This is a genomic window from Streptococcus sp. HMSC064D12, from assembly GCF_001837205.1.
Taxonomy (GTDB): Bacteria; Bacillota; Bacilli; order Lactobacillales; family Streptococcaceae; genus Streptococcus; species Streptococcus salivarius_D.
Map to the genome: position 1 here is coordinate 177,717 of NZ_KV831751.1, position 22,656 is coordinate 200,372.

23 protein-coding genes are annotated in these 22,656 nt (G+C 39.9%); 2 read left to right on the forward strand and 21 right to left on the reverse strand.

The window, feature by feature from the left end:
* Positions 1-488 precede the first annotated feature (488 nt).
* Together HMPREF2697_RS07085 and HMPREF2697_RS07090 are read right to left on the reverse strand one after the other, a co-directional pair.
* Entirely contained in the window at positions 489-854 is a 366-nt protein-coding gene (locus HMPREF2697_RS07085; RefSeq protein ID WP_013991116.1) for a hypothetical protein, read from the reverse strand.
* 217 nt (positions 855-1,071) lie between these two features.
* Complete coding sequence (locus HMPREF2697_RS07090) at positions 1,072-1,368, reverse strand: bacteriocin immunity protein (protein ID WP_013991117.1); 297 nt, start codon at positions 1,366-1,368, stop codon at positions 1,072-1,074.
* Between the two features lie 256 nt (positions 1,369-1,624).
* Here HMPREF2697_RS07090 and HMPREF2697_RS07095 point away from each other — a divergent pair, with 256 nt between their 5' ends.
* The gene (locus HMPREF2697_RS07095) at positions 1,625-2,365 is read left to right on the forward strand and encodes a response regulator transcription factor (RefSeq protein WP_013991119.1); all 741 of its coding nucleotides are present in this window, start codon (positions 1,625-1,627) and stop codon (positions 2,363-2,365) included.
* 581 nt (positions 2,366-2,946) lie between these two features.
* Positions 2,947-3,696, forward strand: coding sequence for a sensor histidine kinase (locus HMPREF2697_RS10690; RefSeq protein WP_013991120.1), 750 nt, complete (start codon positions 2,947-2,949; stop codon positions 3,694-3,696).
* Positions 3,697-3,782: 86 nt separating this feature from the next.
* On the opposite strand, the gene HMPREF2697_RS10780 is transcribed toward HMPREF2697_RS10690, so the two are convergent.
* From HMPREF2697_RS10780 to HMPREF2697_RS07195, 19 genes are all read right to left on the reverse strand, one after another.
* Positions 3,783-4,184, reverse strand: a complete 402-nt coding sequence (locus HMPREF2697_RS10780) for a hypothetical protein (protein ID WP_013991121.1) — start codon at positions 4,182-4,184, stop codon at positions 3,783-3,785.
* Between the two features lie 346 nt (positions 4,185-4,530).
* Positions 4,531-4,698 (reverse strand): hypothetical protein, encoded by a 168-nt coding sequence (locus tag HMPREF2697_RS10530; protein ID WP_013991122.1) that lies wholly within the window; start codon positions 4,696-4,698, stop codon positions 4,531-4,533.
* Positions 4,699-5,186: 488 nt separating this feature from the next.
* The gene (locus HMPREF2697_RS07110) at positions 5,187-5,417 is read right to left on the reverse strand and encodes a Blp family class II bacteriocin (protein ID WP_014632652.1); all 231 of its coding nucleotides are present in this window, start codon (positions 5,415-5,417) and stop codon (positions 5,187-5,189) included.
* 159 nt (positions 5,418-5,576) lie between these two features.
* Positions 5,577-7,322: an ABC transporter ATP-binding protein gene (locus HMPREF2697_RS07115; protein WP_070850129.1), complete on the reverse strand. Its 1,746-nt coding sequence runs from the start codon at positions 7,320-7,322 to the stop codon at positions 5,577-5,579.
* A complete protein-coding gene (locus HMPREF2697_RS07120) occupies positions 7,315-9,072 on the reverse strand; it encodes an ABC transporter ATP-binding protein (RefSeq protein WP_014632650.1) in 1,758 nt (585 codons plus the stop codon). The genes HMPREF2697_RS07115 and HMPREF2697_RS07120 overlap by 8 nt, the downstream gene beginning before the upstream one ends.
* Positions 9,073-9,135: 63 nt before the next feature.
* Positions 9,136-9,582: a hypothetical protein gene (locus tag HMPREF2697_RS07125; protein WP_257375243.1), complete on the reverse strand. Its 447-nt coding sequence runs from the start codon at positions 9,580-9,582 to the stop codon at positions 9,136-9,138.
* Between the two features lie 102 nt (positions 9,583-9,684).
* Positions 9,685-10,212 carry a VanZ family protein gene (locus HMPREF2697_RS07130; protein ID WP_070850131.1) on the reverse strand — a complete coding sequence of 176 codons (528 nt, stop codon included), beginning with the start codon at positions 10,210-10,212 and terminating at the stop codon, positions 9,685-9,687.
* Position 10,213: 1 nt separating this feature from the next.
* Entirely contained in the window at positions 10,214-11,323 is a 1,110-nt protein-coding gene (rlmN, locus tag HMPREF2697_RS07135; RefSeq protein WP_096832658.1) for a dual-specificity RNA methyltransferase RlmN, read from the reverse strand.
* 63 nt (positions 11,324-11,386) lie between these two features.
* On the reverse strand, positions 11,387-12,115 hold the full coding sequence (locus HMPREF2697_RS07140) for a YutD family protein (RefSeq protein ID WP_014632648.1): 729 nt from the start codon (positions 12,113-12,115) through the stop codon (positions 11,387-11,389).
* A 54-nt stretch (positions 12,116-12,169) separates the two neighbouring features.
* Entirely contained in the window at positions 12,170-13,525 is a 1,356-nt protein-coding gene (locus HMPREF2697_RS07145; RefSeq protein WP_045001451.1) for a bifunctional metallophosphatase/5'-nucleotidase, read from the reverse strand.
* A 264-nt stretch (positions 13,526-13,789) separates the two neighbouring features.
* Complete coding sequence (locus HMPREF2697_RS07155) at positions 13,790-14,020, reverse strand: Blp family class II bacteriocin (RefSeq protein ID WP_014632646.1); 231 nt, start codon at positions 14,018-14,020, stop codon at positions 13,790-13,792.
* 479 nt (positions 14,021-14,499) lie between these two features.
* Entirely contained in the window at positions 14,500-15,843 is a 1,344-nt protein-coding gene (locus HMPREF2697_RS07160; protein ID WP_014632645.1) for a DEAD/DEAH box helicase, read from the reverse strand.
* A gap of 73 nt (positions 15,844-15,916) precedes the next feature.
* On the reverse strand, positions 15,917-16,939 hold the full coding sequence (mraY, locus tag HMPREF2697_RS07165; RefSeq protein ID WP_014632644.1) for a phospho-N-acetylmuramoyl-pentapeptide-transferase: 1,023 nt from the start codon (positions 16,937-16,939) through the stop codon (positions 15,917-15,919).
* Between the two features lies 1 nt (position 16,940).
* Positions 16,941-19,208 carry a penicillin-binding protein PBP2X gene (gene pbp2X, locus HMPREF2697_RS07170; protein WP_045001445.1) on the reverse strand — a complete coding sequence of 756 codons (2,268 nt, stop codon included), beginning with the start codon at positions 19,206-19,208 and terminating at the stop codon, positions 16,941-16,943.
* A gap of 3 nt (positions 19,209-19,211) precedes the next feature.
* Positions 19,212-19,532, reverse strand: a complete 321-nt coding sequence (ftsL, locus tag HMPREF2697_RS07175) for a cell division protein FtsL (RefSeq protein WP_002891750.1) — start codon at positions 19,530-19,532, stop codon at positions 19,212-19,214.
* A 2-nt stretch (positions 19,533-19,534) separates the two neighbouring features.
* Positions 19,535-20,485: a 16S rRNA (cytosine(1402)-N(4))-methyltransferase RsmH gene (gene rsmH, locus HMPREF2697_RS07180; RefSeq protein ID WP_002888254.1), complete on the reverse strand. Its 951-nt coding sequence runs from the start codon at positions 20,483-20,485 to the stop codon at positions 19,535-19,537.
* A gap of 114 nt (positions 20,486-20,599) precedes the next feature.
* On the reverse strand, positions 20,600-21,652 hold the full coding sequence (locus tag HMPREF2697_RS07185) for a hypothetical protein (RefSeq protein WP_070850133.1): 1,053 nt from the start codon (positions 21,650-21,652) through the stop codon (positions 20,600-20,602).
* Positions 21,653-21,682: 30 nt separating this feature from the next.
* Positions 21,683-22,120 (reverse strand): Wzz/FepE/Etk N-terminal domain-containing protein, encoded by a 438-nt coding sequence (locus HMPREF2697_RS07190; protein ID WP_070850135.1) that lies wholly within the window; start codon positions 22,118-22,120, stop codon positions 21,683-21,685.
* Between the two features lie 141 nt (positions 22,121-22,261).
* On the reverse strand, positions 22,262-22,656 hold a 395-nt coding region (locus tag HMPREF2697_RS07195), incomplete at its 5' end, for a DUF805 domain-containing protein (RefSeq protein ID WP_070850138.1).

Here is a 22,656-nt window from a genome sequence, read left to right on the forward strand (position 1 = left end):
TTTTAATGTTATTTAAACAAATGATATATCCAAGACAATGGAATAATACAAAGATATGCCAGTAAAAATAGAGCATAAAGCTATCAGATTTGATTATCGAATAAAAAAGAAAAATTGCAACTAATAAAATAGAGAACCACAGCGTCTTCTTAACGAATAAAAAGTATTGATGCCATATCTCTTTATCACCCAAAGTAACTTTAGATTTTTTACTTAGGAAAAGATGCATCAAGATCTCTACTAGACTGCTAAGTACTGTTAAAACCAGAATCTTACTTAGAGGAATACCTAAAAAGAATCCCATCCACTCAATAAGTAATTGGGACAAAACAATGGCCGTAAGGGCACGTAGATTTTTTGACATAAAACTTAAACCTCACACTTCTCTCAAACAGAAAGTTTTTACAATACCTAGAAAGTTACCAAAGCATAGATAAGCACTTACAGCCTCGCTATTTTTATAGGCGTGTCTATCATAAACTGCCATTCTAACCTCGTTCACTTTGTTTAATGATTTTAAGCACTCTAGGTGTCAGAAAAACTAGTAAACAAATATCCAAAACAATCACAACAATAATGATTAGACGCCATTCGGCATCTCTCACCGTCAGCAAACGATAAATACCAGCTAAAATAATAGCCAAATGCGCCAAGCCCATACCAGCGTAAATTTGTTTAAGAGTAAACTGTCGTTCTTCAAGTGGACGACGGTCAAGCTCTCGCTTAATCAACAGGGGCAACACAAGTAAAAAGATTGATAGCAATACTAAAGGCAGCCAAAATAAGAAAGAAGAACCATTATATAATAATTCTAAACCAATATTTCCACCTATCAAACCAAAGGCAACAACCATGAGTCGTAAATAACGTAACGTTCCTGAACGAAGTCGGTTAAGATAAGGTATCGCACTCTCCTTTCATCACAATCACTTGTCCGCTTGGCATAATCATAACTAGGACTTAAGGATCTTTCTCTGCTCCTCAACAGATTGGAAAAGAACCTTTTTGCCCCATCTTCCTTTTCTCACTGGACAACTCAACCTTAAAACCAAGAAATCCTCCCTAATGACATCAATAGCCATAACGAATCGCTAGCAATTTTCGCAACTCTGCTATTCGCTCCTCGATAAAGGGAGACAAGGTCAGCTGGTCTTTTCTGACCACTTCGGATATTTCCAGTGACATCCTGCTTAAGATATAGGGAGTGGCTGAACGAGAGTCTGCAAGTTCCGTTCGGTAGGAGTGCAGGACCTGCTTCAAATCAGCATAATCTGGCTTATCTCCAATAGTTTCAATTACTTCATCGATAATAGCTACTGCTTGTTCTCGTCTCTCTTTGCCTCCTGCAAACCATTTAAGTCCTGTCATTAAGAAAACCTCCTTATTTCTTTCAACTAATTTTTCAATCACATCTTTAGTATAGCATTCAAGTGTCTCTATCAGAGCTAGCGTCCCAAAAAGTGGCTATATGTCCCGAATGGTAAATTCATACTATAAATATCACATGATATTTTAATCTTATTTTCATCTCATTGTATAACTAAGTCATATTATGATATACTATTACATAATTTATGAATATTTTCAGCAAAGCTACAGCTAGTAAAGATGGAGGAAGCTCCCCTTGGAAATTTATATTTTAGAGGACAATCTCATTCAACAAGGACGACTGGAGATGGTATTGTCTCAAGAGTTAAAAAAATACAATAAAGACTTATCTATTGTACACACCTTTGATAAGCCTCAGCAATTTATAGAAGCGATTGATTCAACAACTTCTAACCAGCTCTTTTTTCTTGATATCGAAATTAAGGGAGAAAAATTAAAAGGGCTCGATATTGCTAAAATCATTAGGGAAAAAAATCCCTACGCTACTATTATCTTTGTCACTACCCACTCAGAGTTTATGCCACTAGTTTTTGATTACCAAGTATCTGCCCTAGACTATATCGATAAAAGTCTCTCTGAAATAGAATTTAGGAAAAAGATAACCAGAGCTTTAGCTATAACTATGAAACCACTTGGAATAGAGAATGACGAGATTTTTGATTTTCAAACACAACATACAGCTATTCACATCCCTTTAAACCAAGTTATCTATATTGAAACTTCTCCGCAAAAGCATTATGTGATACTCCATGGTACAAACAATCAAATGACCTTTCGTGCAAATCTAAAGGACCTTGAAAAAGCTAGTCCTTCACTCGTATCTTGCCATCGTTCGTATCTCATTAACCCTAACAACATTATAAGAATCAACAAATTAAAACGTGAAGTCGAAATGACTGATGGTAGTATCTGTCCTTTTTCACGTACCAAAGCTAAAATGCTGATGGATACTTTTAAAAGAAGGAACCTTCAATGATTATTTTTTTATTTTTGCTTACTGTTGTCTCTGAATGTTTCAATATTTGCCTGTTTCTTTACTTAATAAACAAAAGAGTTTCAATTGGGCATTTTCTTATTATCTTATTTTGTCGCATAGCATATACCAAAATATGTAACAGTCTATCCTGGAAATTCTTATTCTACTTTAACGAAGAAATATTCTATCTTTTATTATCTTTTTTTATATCACGAAAGCCCTACTTACAATCAAAGCTTAAAATATTCAATGCTCTTCTCCCCACAACTCTTAATAATATCAGTTTTAGAGTAATCATTTTCTTTATATTTCCTTTGTTTGGAATCAGTGTTGAAACAATAAAAGTTAATTATCTTATAGCTGTCTCATCTTCTTTCCTAACTATTTTACTATCCTTTCTTTTAATAAAATTATTCAAGGAAAGCTTTGGAGTTATACAAAAAGGACGATTAGCCCCTCTCATATCAAAGAGTATTATTATTGCTGATATCATTATGATTGCTTATACATTTACCCAGCAATATCTCGTCTACCTCGAAAACACTACTCATACATCCACTCTGATAATCAGGAAGTTAATTGTGGTTATTTATCTAGTCTTGTTCTTTATCATGCTTATCTTCTTAGATAGAAATATCCGAGCAACAATACAAAGTCAGTTGGACTTTCAAAAAGATATTCAACTATCGCATCTTACGAATTATAACAAACAGATTGAAAACCTCTATCAGTCGGTTCGAAGTTTTCGTCATGATTATGCCAATATTTTAACAACACTCAAACTTGGTATCGATCAAAATGATATGGCTATTGTAAAAGAAGTCTACGACTCAGTTCTAAAAGATTCCGATAAGCATTTAAAATCGAAAACATTTGATTTAACTCGCTTAATAAACATAGAAGATAACACTATCAAAAGCCTACTTGCAGCTAAGTTCCTAGAGGCAGAAGAAAATAACATTGATATCTCCTTAGATATTCCTGAAACTATCAAACTCGAGGGTATGGAGATGGTCGATTTTATTACTGTAATATCTATCTTTCTAGACAATGCGATGGAAGCATCGATTCAGTCTGACATACCAAAAATGCATATTGGCTACTTCAATCATGGTAATAAGCAAATCTTTATTGTCCAAAACTCAACCCAGGAAGAATTTATTCCTATCTCATCACTTTTTGAGAGAGGTGTCTCCAGTAAAGGGGATCATCGCGGTATAGGTTTGGCCAACGTTAGGAATATATTAGACAACTATCAAAATATTTCTTTAAAAACTGAAAGTATGACTTTTGCATTTACACAGGAACTTAATATATCGAAAAAAGCTTGACTAGTTTCAAGCTTTTTCTGTTGCTCCATCTTACTACTTATGAAAGTATCTTCTAGATTACCTACAGAATAATCAAGTGAAATCATTTATTGTTTAAAATAGTTTTTGACTTGCAAGTAAGCTAGAAAATCACAGAGGATTAACAAAAGCATTAATACGGCTAGTACTATACGGTCTGTGATATCACTGAATGTAAGTAATGTGTAAAACTCTACACAAAGCACAAGAAATGAGATGACAAGAAAGACAATGAAGGACTGCCGTATTGTTAACGGATTTACTGAATCTGGACGTTTCTTAAGCAAACGGTAGAGCAGTCCATTAACAAAAATGACTACTAAAGCTAGTGCTCCGACTGCTAACCAAATCTCTGGAGAGGTCTTGCTTTTGTAGAGAGAAATACTGGTACTTATAAGGAAAACTGCCAGTACAGCAGTGACGACCCTAGAAAATCGCAATACTCTTGAACTAATATTCTTTAACTTCATGATAAAACAATTAAGCTATGAATAACCTCAGTCAGTCTTGTAAACTGAATAAGCTATTACATTTAACTATATTCCTTTCTGTATTTCATATTTCGTTTATACATTGCTATCTTTAGTAGGCTTGAGAATAAGCCCTTAGCGATTAAATTCTACTGGAGATGTAATACAATAGCGTCATTAGTACTGATACTTTAAATAAGCGAATATACATATCTTTGTTTTTTCTATTACAAAGATATGCAATCAAATATAATATAATCTCCGCTATCATTAGCAAGAATAATTTTACTTCGGGAACATCAAAAATAAGCATTTGCAAGCACCTCACGTTCAAAGGGGCCACAAGTTACTTTTTAAACTGTGCCCATTTTTTTAAAAGCAGACTATAAAGAAGCAAGGTTAGCCCAAACAAGTTAATGGTATGGTGAACAGCATCCAAACTTCTAAATAGATTAGCAAGGCCCATTCCTATGAGAATGGTAGCCAGTAAATACGGTTTTGAGTTTTTAAACATACTTTTCTCCTTAAAGTGTTTTTAGCTATCTGTGCACAAGCTATGAATTTTATTATAGATTGGAAGCCGATAAAAAAGTAGTGACATAAATGTCACTACTTGTCTGATTTTATATCCTTGATAATCGTACACATAAGAAAGAGAAAAAGACATAACCCAATAAGATTTAGGCATTGAAGTCCAAAACTCAGTTTTTCTCCCAAGTTATGTAAGGCAACAAGGATGAAGCCCATAGACATCATTAGAGACACTAGACGTTTTTTAGTCATAAGTACAAATACCTCTTCTTTTATATCGAAGTTTTCAACCACTATTCACAAGCTATTCACAGACTAGCAATTGACAAGGTATCTCAATTAAGATTTCTTTTTAATGGAATTGGTAGATTTGTGTTTTTCAAGCAATGACATAATAGGCTTATCCAAAAAAGTCATCAAGGCCATGCAAACCATCCCTAAAATATAACTTTTCAAATCAAACATAATCCATCACCACCAGCATGTTGCTCCATAACCAACACCCCCTACGATAGCACCTCCAGCTGCTCCTGCGACAGCACCTTGCCAAGTACGTGTTTTGATACCTAATCGTAAACCATTACCAACTCCTGTAGCTACTCCTTGTTTAGCAAAACCTCCCCAGCTACATCCACCACCTTCAACGTTTGCAAGTGCCTCGAGATCGAGTGTTTCAAAAGTGTTCATTGTTTGTGTTGTCATTCTAACAACCTCCTAAAATATTATTTTTTAGCTTTTTCTCTCAAGCTATGGTTTTATTATAGGGTGGAAGACAACAAAAAAGTAGTGACATAAATGTCACCACTCGATTTTGATTTTTAAGAAATCTTTTCGAATATAGAATCTATGGTCTAGACTAGCTTACTCTCCTTCCATTGCACCTGCTTGTAGGCTGTACATCTTGTGGTAGGTGCCACCGAGGGCTAGGAGCTCCTCATGGCTACCATGTTCGATGATGCGGCCCTTGTCTAAGACATAGATGCAGTTGGCATCTTGGATTGTCGATAGGCGGTGGGCAATGGCAATGGTTGTGCGTCCTTGACGCATTTTTGCTAGAGAATTTTGGACAATAGCCTCTGTCTCTGAATCAATATTGGCTGTCGCTTCATCCAGAATCAAAATCTTAGGCTGGCTAGCAACGGTCCTAGCAAAGGCTAGAAGTTGGCGCTGTCCGGTTGAAAAACTTGAACCTCGTTCAGAAACTGGAGCATCATATCCTTCTGGAAGTTTGTCGATAAAGTGATTGGCATCCACAAACTCAGCGGCTGCTTTAATCTCTTCATCAGTTAGATCCTGATACATGGCAATATTTGATTTGACTGTACCATGATAGAGAAAGGGTTCCTGAAGGACAAGACCAATGTTCTTACGCAGCTCTGCCTGACTATAATCGCGAATATCCACACCGTCAAGAAGAACTTGGCCTGATTGGAACTCATAGAAACGCATAAACACGTTGATAATAGAGGATTTTCCGGAACCTGTAGAACCGACAAAGGCGATGGTTTCACCTTTACTGACAGAGAAGGAAATATTATCCAAAATCTGGTGCTTGCCATCATAGGAGAAGGAGACATTTTCAAAGCGAATATTCCCCTCAGTAACCTTGGCATCTGTATCTCTCTGTTCTGGCTCATAGGTGCGCTCGTCAATCAAGGCAAAGACCCGACCGGCTGAGACCATAGAAGTTTGCAAGGTTGAGAAGTTTTGTGTCACTTCAATCAAGGGATCAAAAAGACGGTTAATGTACTGGATAAAGGCATACATGGTCCCCGCTGTGATACCCAGATAGATGCCACGATAGCCAAAATAAGCCATGAGAACAGCATAGCCCAGAAGCTTCAGTAAACTCATGGCTGGGCGTAGAAAGAGAGAATCCAGTGACATGGAACGGCTGGCGTAAATCAGGTGTTCCTCATTAATGGCATCAAACTCTTTTTTGAGACGTTTCTCTTGGTTAAAGGCCTGAATGATGCGAATCCCTTCGATACTCTCTGACAGTTTGGCATTTATATCTGAAAGCAAGGCTCTGGTCTTTTCAATGATGACCACTGATTTTTTTCGGTAAAGGTTAACCAAAAGAACAATCAAAGGAAGAAAGAGTACAATAAGCCCGGTCAGACGAATGTCCAACATCATCATAGTGTAAAGGGTAGTGACAAAGATAAATATAGCCGAAATAAAGCTAGACAGAATCCCTGAGAACATCTCACTAATAGTCTCTGTATCATTGGTCAAGCGAGAAACGATAGAGCCTGCGGGAGTCTTGTCAAAGTAAGACATACCCAGTTTTTCCATATTGGCAAAGGCATCTCGGCGAATATCCCTGACAATACTGTAGGACACACGCGCAAAAAAGAGATTTCCCAAATACTGAACTAGTGTCTGCAAAAGATAAAGACCATAGTAACCAATCAGAATTAAGCTTGCTGCCTGATTCATATCATGAAGATAGTGGTCGATAAAATAAGAGGCCACAAGGGGAATAATACTCTTGATAACCGTTGTGGACAAGAGAAAGGCTAAAGCTAGAAAGGTCAAGAATTTGTAAGGCTTGAGATAGGTCAAGAGACGCTTAAACACAGACCATTGGTTTTGATTAGGCATCGGCTTCTCCTCCTTCCATTTCTAACTGTTGAGACTCATAGGTCTTGGCATACCAACCACCCTGAGCTAGCAAGTCCTCATGACGGCCACGTTCAATGATACGACCATCCTGCATGACTAAGATAAGGTCAGCGTGCACCACCGCACTAAGACGATGGGTGGTAATGATAGTCGTCTTGTCCTTGCGGGTATGTTTGAGATTGTCAATAATAGCATATTCTGTCTTGGCGTCAACCGCAGATAAGGAGTCATCCAAAATCAAAATATCTGGATCCAAAATCATGGCCCGACTCATGGCCAGACGTTGTTTTTGTCCTCCTGATAGGCTGACACCCTTTTCACCAATGATCGTTTCAAAGCCTTCAGGCATATCCTTGATGTCATCATAAACTTGAGCCAACTTAGTCGCTTCTTCTACCTTATCAAAGGAGATGTCCGGATTACCAAAGCGGACATTTTCTAAAATGGAACTAGCAAAGAGAAACTGGTCTTGAGGAACATAGCCCATCAAGCTACGCAAGTCTGATAGGCGATAGTCTCGGATGTCATGCCCATTCAAATAGATGGCTCCTTGATTAACATCGTGCTCCCGCAAGAGCAACTTGACAAGGGCGGTCTTTCCTGAACCAGTCTGCCCAACCAAGCCAAGAGTTTGCCCCTTGTCCAAGGTGAAATGAATATCTCTCAAAGTATCCTCATCCTCAAAAGCAAAGCGGTCAATCGCATATTCTAAGCAACCATTTTCAATACTTGGGAGAGGGTGCGCAGGATCTTGAACATCTGATTCCTGCTCCAGAAGATTTTCAATACGTTGGTAGGACACATTTCCCCTCTGTGTGATATTAAAGAGGAAGCCAATGGCCATCAGAGGCCAAACCAGCATGTCCAAATAGGTAATGAAGGTTACCAAATTTCCGACCGTTATCTGACCAGCCTGAATCATAAAAGCCCCGACAAGAAGGGTCAAAACATAGGATGAGCCAACAAAGAGTAAGACCAAAGGATCAAAAAGGCTATCATACTTCATGGTATGCATATTCTTTTTAAAGGTCATCTTATTGGTCTCTTGGAAGGACTGAAGCTCAGCCTCCTGATAGCCAAAAGACTTGGTTACCTTGATACCTGATACCGACTCTTGAACCTTATTATTAAGTTCGGAAAAGGCTGCCTGGGATTCTCCAAAAGCTTTATGGGTCTTGCGGCCCAAACGACTGGTCGCAAAAGCCATGAAGGGTAGAGGTAAGACAGCCACCAGTGTCATCTGCCAGGAAATGCTGAAAAACATGGTGATTAGGGTTACCAAGGCTGTGATAGACGCATCCACGGCTGACATGACACCTCCGCCAGCCAAGCGGGTTAAAGAGTTGATATCATTGGTTGCATGGGCCATGAGGTCCCCAGTTCGGTACTTTTGATAAAAAGAAGGCGACATCTTGGTAAAATGCTCAAATAGGCGTGAACGCATAATCTGGCCTAAGCGGTAAGAAGTCGCCAAGATATACATGCGCCAAACATAGCGTAAATAGTACATCCCCAGAGCTGCCAAAAGCAAATAAACGAGATTCAGAAGCAAGATCTGATTGGTCAATTTTCCCGATGTGATAGCATCAATGACCCGCCCCATAACCATAGGAGGAATCAGATTAAGAACTGAAACCAGACTCAGTGCCAAAATTCCGACAATATACCGGCGTTTTTCTAACTTGAAAAACCACCAAAGTTTTGCAATGATTGATTCTTTAAAAGACAAGTTACTCCTCCTATCCTTACAAATGGTTAATAATAGACCTCGTATAAGTCTCTTATGATAAGGTTACTTCCAATAGCGATAGATTGTGCCATCTTCTAACTGAAAGTGACCAATATAAGATAACTTCCCAAAATCAGTAGACTCTGGCAATTGATAAGCAAAGGAATCAAAATTATATACCTTGTTCCCACCATCCACAGAGTAACTCTCCTTATCATGGATAACTGATTCATCTTTCTTAGGGTTCCAAATGCGTCTGATTTCATCAGATGTCTTATACTCTCTGACAAAATTGTACAATTCAAAGTTAGTTGCCTCACTGAGATAGCGACCATCGGTGTTGTAGTTGGCTAATTGAGGCTCTCTCTTAGACTCAGAATAATTCCAAACCTGTCCTCTTTCTCGCATAATATCGGCATCACGGCCACTTTGATAAGTATCTGCCTTAACCATCGTCATTGTTGCTCCTAACGTTAATACGGTGACTACTGTCATCATTAAGTGTTTCATTATTTCTCCAAACGTGTTTATTCATTTTTCCCTCTTTTGAATATGTTGTATTTGTATGATAGAAAATAAGTGAAACCTGGGACACATAGGCTCCCAGGTTTTTTACTCTTTAAAATGTGTTTGAATCAGTTTTACAAGAAAGCGGTAGGCAGCTAGTGCCACCAAACCACCCAAAGTATTGGTCCATAAATCATCTAACTCAAAGACACGATTAGCATCAATGAGGAGGTCTAGAATGACTTGTCCAACCTCAATCGTCAAAGACATGACAAAGGTCGCTAAAAGGACCTTTTTCCAAGACCTGAATCTTGGGTACAAGGCTAAAAGTCCTAAAATCAGCGGACTCAACAAGAAAATGTTGGTCACATTTTGCCCAAGCACAAAGACAATCTCTTTAAGACTATCCAGCTGATAAAAGTTGGTCAAACTATTGAATGGGGTTAATAGGACCACGACACGACCAAAATGTTGAATACCAGGGGTTTCAACACCTTCAACTAGCCCGTACTGGGGTGTCCAACATAGGAGCACTAAACAAAGGAGATAAGCACAGACCAAAACTCGGCTTAGCTTTCTTCCTTTTGGTGTTAGTTCTCCATCCTTATCTACCCAAGTCTTAAGCCGAAACATCTTACTTACCTTCTGATTTACCAGAAGCTTCCGCCACTGCCTTTTGACGGTCGCGTTTCATAGTGTTTGAACGCAATTGTCCACAAGCTGCGTCGATATCTGTACCGTGCTCTTGACGAACCACGCAGTTGACTCCATTTTTCTTGAGCACATCGTAGAAGGCCGCCACACGTTCTTTCGTTGAACGGCTATATTGGTCGTGCTCTGATACTGGATTATATGGAATCAAGTTGATGTATGACAACTTACGGATTTTCTTAGTCAAATCAGCCAACTCTTGAGCATTTTCAGGATGGTCATTGACCTCATTAAGCATGATATACTCAAAAGTTACACGACGGTTGGTTGTTTGGATGTAATACTCGATAGCTTCAAAGAGTTTTTCAAGTGGGAACGAGCGATTGATACGCATGATGCTTGAACGAAGGTCATTGTTTGGAGCGTGAAGTGACACGGCAAGGTTAACTTGAACACCTTCGTTAGCAAATTCCTTGATTTTTGGTGCCAAACCAGACGTTGATACGGTAATGTGACGTGCTCCAATGGCAAGACCATTGTCATTGTTAATGGTACGCAAGAAGCGAAGCACATTGTCATAGTTATCAAATGGCTCACCGATCCCCATAACAACCACGTGACTGACACGTTCACCGTCGCCACGGTCGTCAAAGTATTTTTGTACCAACATGATTTGTGCCACAATCTCACCAGCAGTCAAGTCACGTTGCTTCTTAATCAAACCACTGGCACAGAAAGTACAACCGATGTTACATCCAACCTGAGTTGTCACACAGACAGACAAACCATAGTGTTGACGCATCAAAACCGTCTCAATCAACATACCATCTGGCAATTCAAAAAGATATTTAACGGTACCATCTTTAGATTCTTGAACGATACGTTGTTTCAATGGGTTCACACAGAAATTCTCATTCAATTTAGCAATGAAATCCTTAGAAATGTTGGTCATTTCTTCGAAAGATTGCACACGCTTCTTGTAGAGCCAATCCCAAATTTGAGTAGCACGGAATTTCTTTTCACCGTGTTCCATAGCCCAATCAATCAACTCATCACGAGTAAGACCATAAATAGAAGGTTTGTAGCCTTCCATATCCTCTAACTTCTGACGTTTACGACGTTCTGGTTTTGCTTGTGTTGTTACTTCTGACATAGTTTAATTTCCTTTTTTTCTGATTGTGAAATGCTGACCATCTGACTTGGTCTGGCTTTGTTTCTTCGATGGGGTGTTTTGACCTTTAGATTTTGGAGCTTGCTTCTGACTCTTCTTGAAGTTAGGCTTACGCTCACGACCACCATCCTCGGATCTAGATTTGAACTTAGGACGACGCTTGATTTTCTCAAAGCTTGGGCCCTCTTGATCCCTATCTCTTCGTTTGGACTTGTCTGGCTTTTGCTTAGCAGAAGCTTTTTGCCCCTTATTCTTTTGAGAAGCATTGCGCTCTCTATCTCTAGATTCCTGAGAAGAATTACGACGATTATTAGAACGACGGCGCTTGCGACGAGGCTCCGTCTCCTCTTCAAAGACTATTAACTGCGGCTCTTCATTTTTCAAAATAAAGTAGGCACAGCCAAAAGCACAGTATTCACGCAAATACTCCGACAATCGGCTAATGCAGTCTGTCTTACGCGTATTAGGGCGCTCGTCCTCGTAAAATCCCTTAAGGCGAAGCTGATCATTGGACCAGTCCCCAACGATATAATCATACTTGAGCATGATTTCAGAAAAACGTTGCCCAAAGCGGGTAGCGTCTAAAGCATCCTTGTGATTTTCAAGAACTGTAAACTGACAGGCATCTGATTTCAGAAGATCAGCCACATACACAAAGTCTGGCCCTGGATATTTATTATAATTAAACATTTCTGGCAAGATTTCTTTACGCATGTGCCATCCTTTCTGCTCTCTCTTATTTTCTATCCTGATGCTGTAATAATGTCTCTATATCTTATCCCAATTGGCACCATTTTTTCCTAAATACTTGGCCACAAGTTCCCTTAACAAATCCGGAAAAAGAAGAGTAACTTCCTTTTCCTTAATTGTAGGGAAGTAAGAAGCAAAGTAGTACTGGTCCACAAGGACCAAACTAAACTTCTCATTGGAATCTACAACCCTTCTATTATACAACAAATTACCGTTTTTGTAAGCAAAATTCCCCGTGATTACTTCACCAAATGTCTTCCCTCTAAATCCCATACCTTTAATAGCTTGATTTTTAAGGAGTTCAGCCTTAGTAAAAACTTCCTGACAGATTTCTTTGAGCTCTTGGCCTGTCACGACTAGACGTGCCATCCGCATCTGGTGAGGAAGGGCTTCTTGCAGGTCTGCCATGGTCACTTGAGGACCTAGTGTTTTCATGATAAGTCCAGTATTTAAAAGCGTTAATTGGCTATGAGTTTCCTGACAAACAGCCTGTAAAACCAATTGACAGGTCTCATCAAAATCTAGTTCTCGACCTAGATTAGCTACTTTTTTCTGAGCTAAACGACGATGGCCTTCCTCACGCATAGCCTTGATAAAGGCTTCGTCCTCCTTGTCTAAATCCAAGATGTAGGACTTGGTGGGGATAGCCTCAATCTGACATCCTATCAATTGCCCATTTTCCACAGTAAGGTCAATACAGCCAAGATAATAACCATATCTGTCAGCAGCTGCCAAATAGGTTTCATTGACTAATTTGCCCTCTTCAAAAAGGTGATGCGTGTGGCTCCCGATGACAAGATTTACCTGCGGATAGGTCACTGCAATCTGTTCGTCATAGCGGACACCTAGATGGCTAAGTACGATGATTAGGTCTGTATCCCTTACCTCAGGGCGAGCCAAATCCTCTTCCAACCTAGCCATAGGCTCTAACACCTGCCAGCCATTCGGTGCATAGGTGATGTAATACGGAAAGGTATAGGCCAAAAAAGCAATTTTTGTACCTGCTTTAGTTTTATGGATAAGATAGGGATCGGCCCATTCAGGTTGTCTTCCTTCATCCTTGAGATTTCCTATGATAGGCTGAAACTTTGCCTGCTCATAAAGACAGTCTAGCTCCTCCTTAGCTAGACCAATCCCCTCATTATTTCCGACAGTCGCATAGTCTATCCCCAATTCATTCATCAAGGCTACATTAAAACGCCCGGCTGTCGCATCAGACAAGGGATGGGACTTATCCACATTATCCCCAAGATCTACCTTGATCAGCTCTCTATCCGTCTGACTCAAATCATCCACAGCTCGCTTGAGTTGTGGATACTGTTCAAAATGAGAGTGTAAATCATTGATATGAAGAATTCGAATCATGTCTTTCATGACTTCTATTTTAACACAAAAAAACTTGACAATCATTCTGTCAAGTTTTTACATGCTATTTTTCAAACAAGAACGTATTCCTAGTTAACTTTCTTTTTTACATATTCTTCTGCGAGATGATAGACGTCATCTGCTAGGGATATACTAACATAGATGCACACAATTGAGAAAATTTCTCCTCTAAAGTGTTGCCAAGCAAAGAATATAAGCCCATAAATTAGGAGCGCAAGTACTATTTGGCCAAAAAATTGACTCAGTAATCGCCTAATAACGACAAGTAAGGCCATAAGTAATCCCACCTTTAATACCATAACCAATACCCTTTAAGGCTGCACCTTGCCAAGTGCCTGTTTGAATACCACCTTTAATGGCTCCTCCAACAGCCCCGACGCCTACGGCAGCTGTAGCTCCCCAAAAACTACATGCTCCACCCTTAACAGTAGAAAGATCTTCGGAATTAAGTGAGTTAAAATTGTTAATGATTTGTGTTGTCATTAAAACAACCTCCTTTAAAATATTTTTTAGCCTTTTCTCAAAAGCTATGATTGTATTATAGATAGAAAGCCAACAAAAAAGTAGTGACATAAATGTCACTACCTGATTTTGAGAGTTGACTCAACTAATAACCTCAAACTTACACATTATTTTACTTTAAACGAAAAGTTTCTTAAAAATGGCTGTGATAAAACTATTTAAAATCTGTCATAGTTTCAGTTCTTAAGACAGCCAATTATTTTGCGAGTGTAGTGAGCATATACTGAGACTTGTCGCTGTGATAATGACGACTAAGACTTTGTAGGCATAAGCGTTGGGAAATTTTGAGACCTTAGGCTCAAAAGAAAAATATATCTTCAAACTAAATAAGGTCTTTTGAGTTTCCAAAAAGTTTGATAATAATCAAAAAAGCTGAAACACTTTGGTTTCAACCTCTTGAATTTTTAAATTAAAATTTGCTCTCACCTAGAAGCCAATACTTAGAAACTTTGCTTCTTAGCTTTACGCTCAGCACGCCCCTTAGCACGGTTAGCCGCACGACGCTCACGTTTGCGTTTTTCGTCAACCTTCCACTGAATTTTCTTCTTGTAGCCAGGCTTGATTTTTTTCTTTTTCTTCTTAACCAAACCGATCATTTCCGTATCAAGTTTTTGATAGGCTTTTTCACGGTTGGCACGACGGTCACGGTCATAAGTATCTTGAAACTCGCCGTCCTTATAGACTTTAGGGTCAAAGGTAATCCCCATCTTTTCAAGCTCACGAATATCTGAGTCGTCACTTGGTTGATAAAGGGTGATAGCTGTTCCTGACAAACCATTACGTCCTGTACGCCCTACACGGTGAACAAAGAAAGACAAATCCTGAGGGATAGCATCGTTGATAACATGACTAACCCCTTCAATATCAATCCCACGCGCTGCAAGGTCAGTCGCTACAATGTACTCAAAATCAAGCTTCTTGACTTGATTCATGATACGCTTACGCTCACGTGGTGGAATACCTCCATGAATTTTGGCAACCTTAAGACCATTTGACACTAGGTAGCTGTGCAAATCGTCTGCACGTTCCTTGGTATTAACGAAAATCATTGCCAGGTATGGTTGCATCCCCTTAAGCATCTCAAGAATCTGTTCATTCTTGTTGCGACCCTTAGTAGATACCAACCAGTTATCAATGGTATCAGCAATAACTGTTGAAGTTTTGATTTGTTCCATGACGGGATTGGTCAAATACTTCTTCAAGAATGGCTGTAATTTTTGAGGAATGGTTGCTGAGAAGACCAAAATTTGCACTTCTTTAGGAAGGCTTGCCGCAATCTTGTCCACAGTATCCAAGAATCCCATGTCCATGGTCATATCAGCTTCGTCAACAACAAAGGTATGGGCCTTGTGGATAGCCAAGTCACCAGACTTAACTAGGTCATAGATACGCCCTGGTGTACCGATAACAATATGAGGTTGGGCTACCTTGAGTTTCTCAATCTGACGTTGCTTGTCTGTACCACCCACATAGTTAACAACACGAATTTCTGTATCAGAGTGTTTAGCAATCTGTTTTGTCGCTTGGTAAATCTGTGTCGCCAATTCACGTGATGGCGCTGTGATAACAACTTGAACATCTCCACTCTTTGGATTGAGTTTCTCAAAAATTGGCAAAAGGAAGGTATGTGTCTTCCCTGAACCCGTCTTTGATTCACCAACCAAATCACGACCTGAACGGACTACAGGAATCAATTTCTGTTGAACAGGTGTTGGCTCCTTAAACTTAATCTCGTCAAGAGCCTCCTGAATAAATGTTTTAAAATTAAAATCTTTAAATGACATGTTTATTTACTTCTTTTCTATCTAGTCTATCCCTATCATTATAACAAAAAAAGAGCATTTCTGCTCCTTTCATTTATTTCATAACGTTTCCAAGAACCATCCAAAGGGTAATGGCACTTGCAAGTGCTCCAACTGCCCAAAGGAAAGCATCAACCTTCCACTCTGACCATTTGTCGCCCTTACCTGAAAGACCACCCAATTCGAGGTGATGGTGGAATGGGGTCATACGGAAGATACGACGACCTTCTCCATACTTACGCTTAGTGTATTTGAAATAGCTGACCTGTAGCATGACAGAAGCTGTCTCAAAGACATAAACCACACCAATCAAGAGTAGGGTCCACTCTACACGTAAGGCAATAGAGATAACTGCAAGCATAGCTCCGAGTGACAAGGAACCAACATCTCCCATAAAGACCTTGGCTGGCTTGTGGTTAAAGACGAAGAAGCCAAGAAGAGCCCCAATCATAGTGATAATGATGGTCAAGATAGCGAACTCACCCTTGACAAAAGCGATAATCCCATAGGCAATCAAGCTGATAACCACAGAGATAGAAGCTAAACCATCAATACCGTCTGTCAAGTTCACAGCATTTGAGAAACCAACAATCCAGAATAGGACAAAGAGAACATAAAAGACACCGAGGTGAATGGTTAATCCACCAATAGCTAGGCTATCTGTCCCACTAGGAAGTACGTGGATAAAGTAGAAAAGCAAACCCGCAATAATCTGCAAGGCCATCTTTTGCCAAGGTTTAAGTCCCTCATTGATTTGACGGAAAATCTTAAGGAAATCATCAAGGAAGCCTATGATTCCATAAATCAAAATGACAAAGAGAATCCCCACTGTGGCACCATAGGCTTGGTGTCCCTCGCTAAAGACGTGGAAGTTGAAAATCAAGCTAACCAAGATAGCAACTACTAGGAAGACTGTCCCTCCCATAGTTGGCGTCCCAGCCTTAGCCAAATGCTGCTTCACATCTTCATGCATTTGTTGGCCACCGATTTTCTTGATTTTATAGTAAGTAATAAAGTGAGGCATGGCTAGCACCGTCAACACAAAGGCGGCCACGCCTGCTATCAGACTCATAGTCATCTTAGTCTCCTAAAGTAATGGTAATCTTCTTGGTTTTAGACAGGGCTTTTCCTGCCGCAACACTTTGTTTGGTAACAGTCCCTGACTTGCCACCCTTGTAAGTAATTTTAATGCCTTTCCATTTAGCAAAGGTTTCAACGTTCTTCTTGGTCCAACCATACATGTCTGGAAGTTCTGTGAAGTCATTGGTCATGATAAGAATCTGTTCATTAGCCTTAATATTGGCTTTGGCATCTACAGAAACCTTCTCAATCTTATCACCAACACCCAAAACAATCGGATGAATCAAGTTTTGACGAAGGGTGTTAGCTGTCTCACCTGGACGCTTACCGATAATATCGCCAGTTTGATAGCTCGTTTCTTCGGTCTTTTCACTACCTTCAGAAACAGAAGTATCTAGGGTGTCGCCCATAGACATGGCTTCTTCCAAAACCGGGTTAACCACAGTCGCATAGAAATTATTATCCCAGGTCTTAGGCTCTTGAACAGTCACATACATGATGTATTCTGGATCATCTGCAGGAACCATGGCCACAACTGAGTTGAGAGTTTCATTAGCCCCATCTTTGTAAGTCCCAGTCTTTTCATCGGCAACTTGAGCCGTTCCTGACTTAACTGAAACGTCATAATTGCCGACCTGGATAATCGGTGAACCTTCAGATTTATTGTAAAGAGTACCGAACTCTGGGTCTGTGCCAACAGAAATCATATAATTACGAGTTTCAGAGGCGGCCTGCTTAGAAACTGGCTTGCCGATAACTTCTTTCTTAGCTGTACGGACAGTACCTTGGTTAACATCAGCAACCTGTTTAATAAACTGAGGTTCCAGCATAATACCTTTGTTAGAAATTGCGGTAAAGGCTCGAAGCATTTGTACCTGAGTCACTGAAATCCCTTGTCCAAAAGATGATTGAGCGATATTAACAGAGTTTCGAGAGACAACACCAGAAGACTCACCTACCATACCAAAGCGAGTTGGAAGACCAAATTTGTAGAGAGAAAGGTAGTTAGACCAGACTTTGTCCCCCATCTCTTGTTCCAAAATGGTCATACCAACGTTACTTGAATAGGAGAACCCTTGGGCAAATGACATGTTTTGACCTGTTGAGATACCTTCATTGATTGACCAGTCATTGATTTCAACGTCGTCAACCTTAATACCGTTGGCATTACTATAGGTCGCATTCGGGTTGAAGCTTCCATTGTTAATAGCAGCTGACAAGAGCATGACCTTCATGGTTGATCCAGGCTCATACTGGGCTTCGTAAAGACGGTTAACCCAGTCATAGTTCTTCTTAGCCTGTCCTTCAAGGGTATCAGAATTATAGGTCGGACGTTGTGTCGTTGCAAGAATCTCACCTGTCTTAGCATTAACAACTGTCGCTGAAGCATTTACCCCTTTTGTCTGCTCCATAAAGGTATCCATCTGCGTTTCTAGGAAGGTTTGAAGAGGCGCTGACAAGGTTGTATAGATGTTCTTACCATCGATTGCTTCCTTGGTAATGGTTTCCGTACCTAGAAGAGTATTACCGTTTTTATCCTTCTCATAGATGGCCTCACCATCTGTCCCTGTCAAGAGGCTATTAAGCGAACGCTCCAAACCAGTCTGACCAATCAAAGAATAAGAACCGTCTTTTTTATTTTCAACAGCTTCAGCACGACCAAGAAACTCTGACGCAAAGGTCCCATTAGGGTACATACGTGACGTTGTTGCTTCAAAGGCCATCCCCTTAATTCCCGCATCTTTAAAGGCTTTCTCTAGTTCTTCTTTAACAGAGTAGGTGATTCCCTTCCCCTTTAGTCCAAAGGAAACCTGATAGGCACCCTTAGTACGCAATTGAGCCAAGGCAGCACTCTTTTCAATTCCTAGCTTATCCTTTAAAATATCGGCAACCTTGTCAAACTGACTATCTTGGACATAGAGTTTTTCTTGAGTCGCTGACACATAGCTGGTAGACACGATTGCGTAAATGGCATAACTGGTTGAATCCTCAGCCAAAACATTTCCATTTCGGTCGTAAATCGTACCACGCTTAGCAGCCACTGTGGTCTTAGTGTTATAAGACTTAGCAGCCTGGGTCGACAAATCGACACCAAACTTACTGTCTGTCCCGATAATCACCACAAAGTTGATAATAAAGACGAAAAAGATAAAGATACTAAGAACCATAAGGTTCTGACCAACGTGCTGTCGGTTCTGGGCTGGCTTTCGCCTATCCCTAACGACATAGTTTAGAAATAAATGTTTAAGTTTTCTTAATCTGTTCATTGGCTATTTCACACTCTTAATACTATCGTTATTAATAGACAGGCCTGCCTTATTAGCAATCTCTTTAATACGGTCAGAGTTAGTCAACTCATTAACCGCCTGCTTAGCATTGTTAAGCTCTGTTTTTTCATCACTAATCTTGCTATTAAGGTCTGTGATTTGTTGCTTGATAGCCTGATTACGCCCTTGTAAAAATACAACTGCGATACTCATCACAATAGCTGTCAAAACAATTGCCGAATAGAAGGCCTTTTCCATACGCGTCATAAAACGAATATGGTTTCTAATAGCTCTATTAACAATCTGATGTTCCTTATTTTCCATAATTATTTCCTGATTTTTTTAGCCACACGCAATTTAGCAGAATGCGAGCGGTTATTAGCTTCTAATTCTTCCTGACTAGGTAGGATTGGCTTACGATTAACTAAGGCTACCTTAGGTTGAAGGTCTTCAGGAATAAAAGGTAGACCTTTAGGCACATCTACCGTACTGGCTTCCTTGAAAAGCTGTTTAGTCAATCGATCCTCCAAAGAATGGAAGGTAATAACCGAAATACGACCATCTACAGCAAGTAAATCCAAGGCCTCTTGAATAGACTCATCCGCAGCACCAAGCTCATCGTTCACTTCGATACGAATAGCCTGGAAAATTTGCTTGGCTGGATGCCCCTTCTTCTTCAATTCCTTAGCAGGCTTAGCTGATTTAATGATTTCCGCCAGTTCCGTCGTGGTCTCAATTGGTTTAACCTGACGAGCCTGTTCAATCTTACGTGCAATCTGTTTAGAGAACTTGTCCTCACCGTACTTGAAGAAGATACGCACCAAATCGTTGTAAGGATAGGTATTGACCACATCATAAGCGGTCAAGCTCGCCTCCTCATTCATGCGCATATCCAGCTTGGCATCCTGTTTATAGGAAAAACCACGCTCACGCTCATCCAACTGTGGGCTAGAGACACCCAAGTCATAGAGAATGCCATCAATTTCAGACACCCCCAAGGCTTCAAGGTTGGACTTGAGATTACGGAAATTATCCTTGATGAAAGTCACCATCCCCTTATCAATATAATCCTTGAGACGCACTTGAGCATTATCAATAGCCTTTTGATCCTGATCGAAGCAGTACAAATGACCCTTTTCAGACAATTGTGACAAAAGATAAGACGAATGTCCTGCGCCACCCAAAGTCGCATCTACATAGATGCCATCGGGCTTGATATCAAGCATATCAACAGTTTCGTGCAAAAGAACGGTTACATGGTGAAATTCATTAGTCATAACTTTTATTATAGCACAAGAATAGAGAAATTGTCTCGCCTTGAAAGTTGTTAGGATGGCAAAAAAGCCAGACCCTAGGCCTGACTTTATGATTGATATATTGGTTCTCAAAAATTAATCCACTCTGTAAAAATAACTTTCCTCTGAAGGCATCCCATTCGTCGCTAAGATTCGATCCTTGCTACTGTCTCCAGCATTTGTAAAATCAGCGACCCGTTTAGGATAGAACTGAATGGGGGTATTACCTGTTGGATTGGAATCAACATAAGTTAGGTTGAACCCACCTGAGTCAGATTGTTTTGCACTCACTGAATCAATTGGGTAGGTATATCCCCAGAGTTCCAATTGTCCGTCCGAAGTAATGGTGATGGTCTTTCCATTTGAAGACTTCCATGTCCCTACAGCTGACTTGTAGTTACCATTTTTGAGTTCATCAGCCTTAAGGGCTGTCGAACTGGTTTGAGTTTGTGACACTGTGCTAGAACTACTATTACTTGAAGCACTGTCCAAGTCCTTCCAATCCCAACTAGAAAGATCTGCTTTTTCAGCACCCGAATCACTGTCCTCTTTTACAAGAGACTGACCATCACTACTAAAGCGGTAGCCTGCACCTCCACCAGCCATAGCACCAGCACTACCATAGTAGCTAAAGGTGTTATCCATGAGGTAGGCCAATGTCATACGCTCACCCAACATGCCCAGTTGTGGCCCCTCTGTCAGACGAACAACCTGACCACTATCCTTAGATATAGTGTAAATATCCGTAATCACATGTTCTTTAAAGAGTTTACCTGGCTTAAAAGCAAGAATCAACTCATCAACACCATTACCATCCAAATCATGGTAAGTATAGACCGTTGAGGCAGGACTTGTTTGAGAATTAGCATAGGTCACAATGAGAGAATTAAGTGAGGCATCCGTTTGGTTGTTGGCCACAGCCGTTTGGTACTTACTAATGATGCTATCATAGGCAGAGGTATCTACCTTTTTCTCTTGACTAGAGCTTGAACTTGTACTTATGCTAGAGCTTTCACTACTACTTGATTGTGACTGCTCTACTGATGAAGATGAAGTCGTCGAAGTCAACCCATTTTGCTGGTTTGAACAAGCTGCTAATAGGACTAAACTAGATAATCCTGTTACTAATGCTAAAACTTTATTTTTCATCTCTAAACCTAAATTCCTTTTCTTTAATCCTTATTCTGCTGTCCCAGAGCTGACATCTGCACTGTAGGCAGGAGCTGTGTAACTTGGAGCATCACTATGTGACTCTGTATAAGCTGTTGGTGGTACATAGTTATACTGGGGCGCTTGATAAGCCTCTTGTGCTGAAGAAGGCGTTGGTGCCGATGCTACCGCAGGAGTTGAGCTTGCTTCTGTCTGACTAGCTGCTTCTACCGTTGAGCTTGATGACTCACTTGAAGTTGAAGAAGATGACGACGAACTTGAGCTCGATGACTTGGATGAAGCCTTGGGTTTGCTTGATGATGACTGCTTAGTCCCCACCTTAACTTGGACCTTAGCATGATTCTGCGCAGGCTGCAAAAAGACAATAGCCAATGCCAAAAGAATAGCCGGTAGGGTAAATGCCAAAATAAGGTAACGTTTTTCTTTTAAATGACGAAGTAGTTTCATAGAATATTCACATTTCTTAAATATATTTTAGTATTGATTAGTCTCAGATAAGATTATATCAGAAATATTAAAATGTGCAACATTAACATAAAACTTTTTTTGACATTAGAAAAACCAACTCAAAGAGTTGGTTGATTGTCATTATTGCTGTGGGTTATCGACGTTGTTCAATGGCACTTCTACTTTTGTTGGTTGACATAATAGAAAAATGAAGATAAAAATACCGACAAATGGGATTAAAGGAATAAAAATATACGGCCAATTATAGCCAGCATCACGTAAACGACGAACCGTTAGAGCAATACCAGGTAAAACCGCAGCAACACCATAGGCAAAAAAGATAAGTAGTAAAATAACACCAATAGTAAATAAATCGCTTGATCCTGTTTCAGCTACCATTCTTTCAAACACTGCTAGGAGCAAATACCAAGTAAAGAAAATCAATAGATGTGCCGAACATGCAAACCAGTAATCTGAAGGTGTTGAACGGCCCTTAAAATCAACATAGCCCTTCCAAAATTTTTTGTAGGCTTCAA

What these genes read in the sequence shown, in the direction of transcription:
- pbp2X (WP_045001445.1), bottom strand. Translation starts at nt 19,208, where the DNA reads ATGAACAGATTAAGAAAACTTAAACATTTATTTCTAAACTATGTCGTT.
- rsmH (WP_002888254.1), bottom strand. Translation starts at nt 20,485, where the DNA reads ATGACTAATGAATTTCACCATGTAACCGTTCTTTTGCACGAAACTGTT.
- HMPREF2697_RS07090 (WP_013991117.1), bottom strand. Translation starts at nt 1,368, where the DNA reads ATGACAGGACTTAAATGGTTTGCAGGAGGCAAAGAGAGACGAGAACAA.
- HMPREF2697_RS07145 (WP_045001451.1), bottom strand. Translation starts at nt 13,525, where the DNA reads ATGAAAGACATGATTCGAATTCTTCATATCAATGATTTACACTCTCAT.
- HMPREF2697_RS07085 (WP_013991116.1), bottom strand. Translation starts at nt 854, where the DNA reads ATGGTTGTTGCCTTTGGTTTGATAGGTGGAAATATTGGTTTAGAATTA.
- HMPREF2697_RS10780 (WP_013991121.1), bottom strand. Translation starts at nt 4,184, where the DNA reads ATGAAGTTAAAGAATATTAGTTCAAGAGTATTGCGATTTTCTAGGGTC.
- HMPREF2697_RS07140 (WP_014632648.1), bottom strand. Translation starts at nt 12,115, where the DNA reads ATGCGTAAAGAAATCTTGCCAGAAATGTTTAATTATAATAAATATCCA.
- mraY (WP_014632644.1), bottom strand. Translation starts at nt 16,939, where the DNA reads ATGACTATGAGTCTGATAGCAGGCGTGGCCGCCTTTGTGTTGACGGTG.
- HMPREF2697_RS07130 (WP_070850131.1), bottom strand. Translation starts at nt 10,212, where the DNA reads ATGTTTCGGCTTAAGACTTGGGTAGATAAGGATGGAGAACTAACACCA.
- HMPREF2697_RS07110 (WP_014632652.1), bottom strand. Translation starts at nt 5,417, where the DNA reads ATGACAACACAAACAATGAACACTTTTGAAACACTCGATCTCGAGGCA.
- HMPREF2697_RS07160 (WP_014632645.1), bottom strand. Translation starts at nt 15,843, where the DNA reads ATGTCATTTAAAGATTTTAATTTTAAAACATTTATTCAGGAGGCTCTT.
- HMPREF2697_RS07115 (WP_070850129.1), bottom strand. Translation starts at nt 7,322, where the DNA reads ATGCCTAATCAAAACCAATGGTCTGTGTTTAAGCGTCTCTTGACCTAT.
- HMPREF2697_RS07155 (WP_014632646.1), bottom strand. Translation starts at nt 14,020, where the DNA reads ATGACAACACAAATCATTAACAATTTTAACTCACTTAATTCCGAAGAT.
- HMPREF2697_RS07190 (WP_070850135.1), bottom strand. Translation starts at nt 22,120, where the DNA reads ATGAAACTACTTCGTCATTTAAAAGAAAAACGTTACCTTATTTTGGCA.
- ftsL (WP_002891750.1), bottom strand. Translation starts at nt 19,532, where the DNA reads ATGGAAAATAAGGAACATCAGATTGTTAATAGAGCTATTAGAAACCAT.
- HMPREF2697_RS07125 (WP_257375243.1), bottom strand. Translation starts at nt 9,582, where the DNA reads ATGAAACACTTAATGATGACAGTAGTCACCGTATTAACGTTAGGAGCA.
- HMPREF2697_RS07185 (WP_070850133.1), bottom strand. Translation starts at nt 21,652, where the DNA reads ATGAAAAATAAAGTTTTAGCATTAGTAACAGGATTATCTAGTTTAGTC.
- HMPREF2697_RS10530 (WP_013991122.1), bottom strand. Translation starts at nt 4,698, where the DNA reads ATGTTTAAAAACTCAAAACCGTATTTACTGGCTACCATTCTCATAGGA.
- rlmN (WP_096832658.1), bottom strand. Translation starts at nt 11,323, where the DNA reads ATGGAAGGCTACAAACCTTCTATTTATGGTCTTACTCGTGATGAGTTG.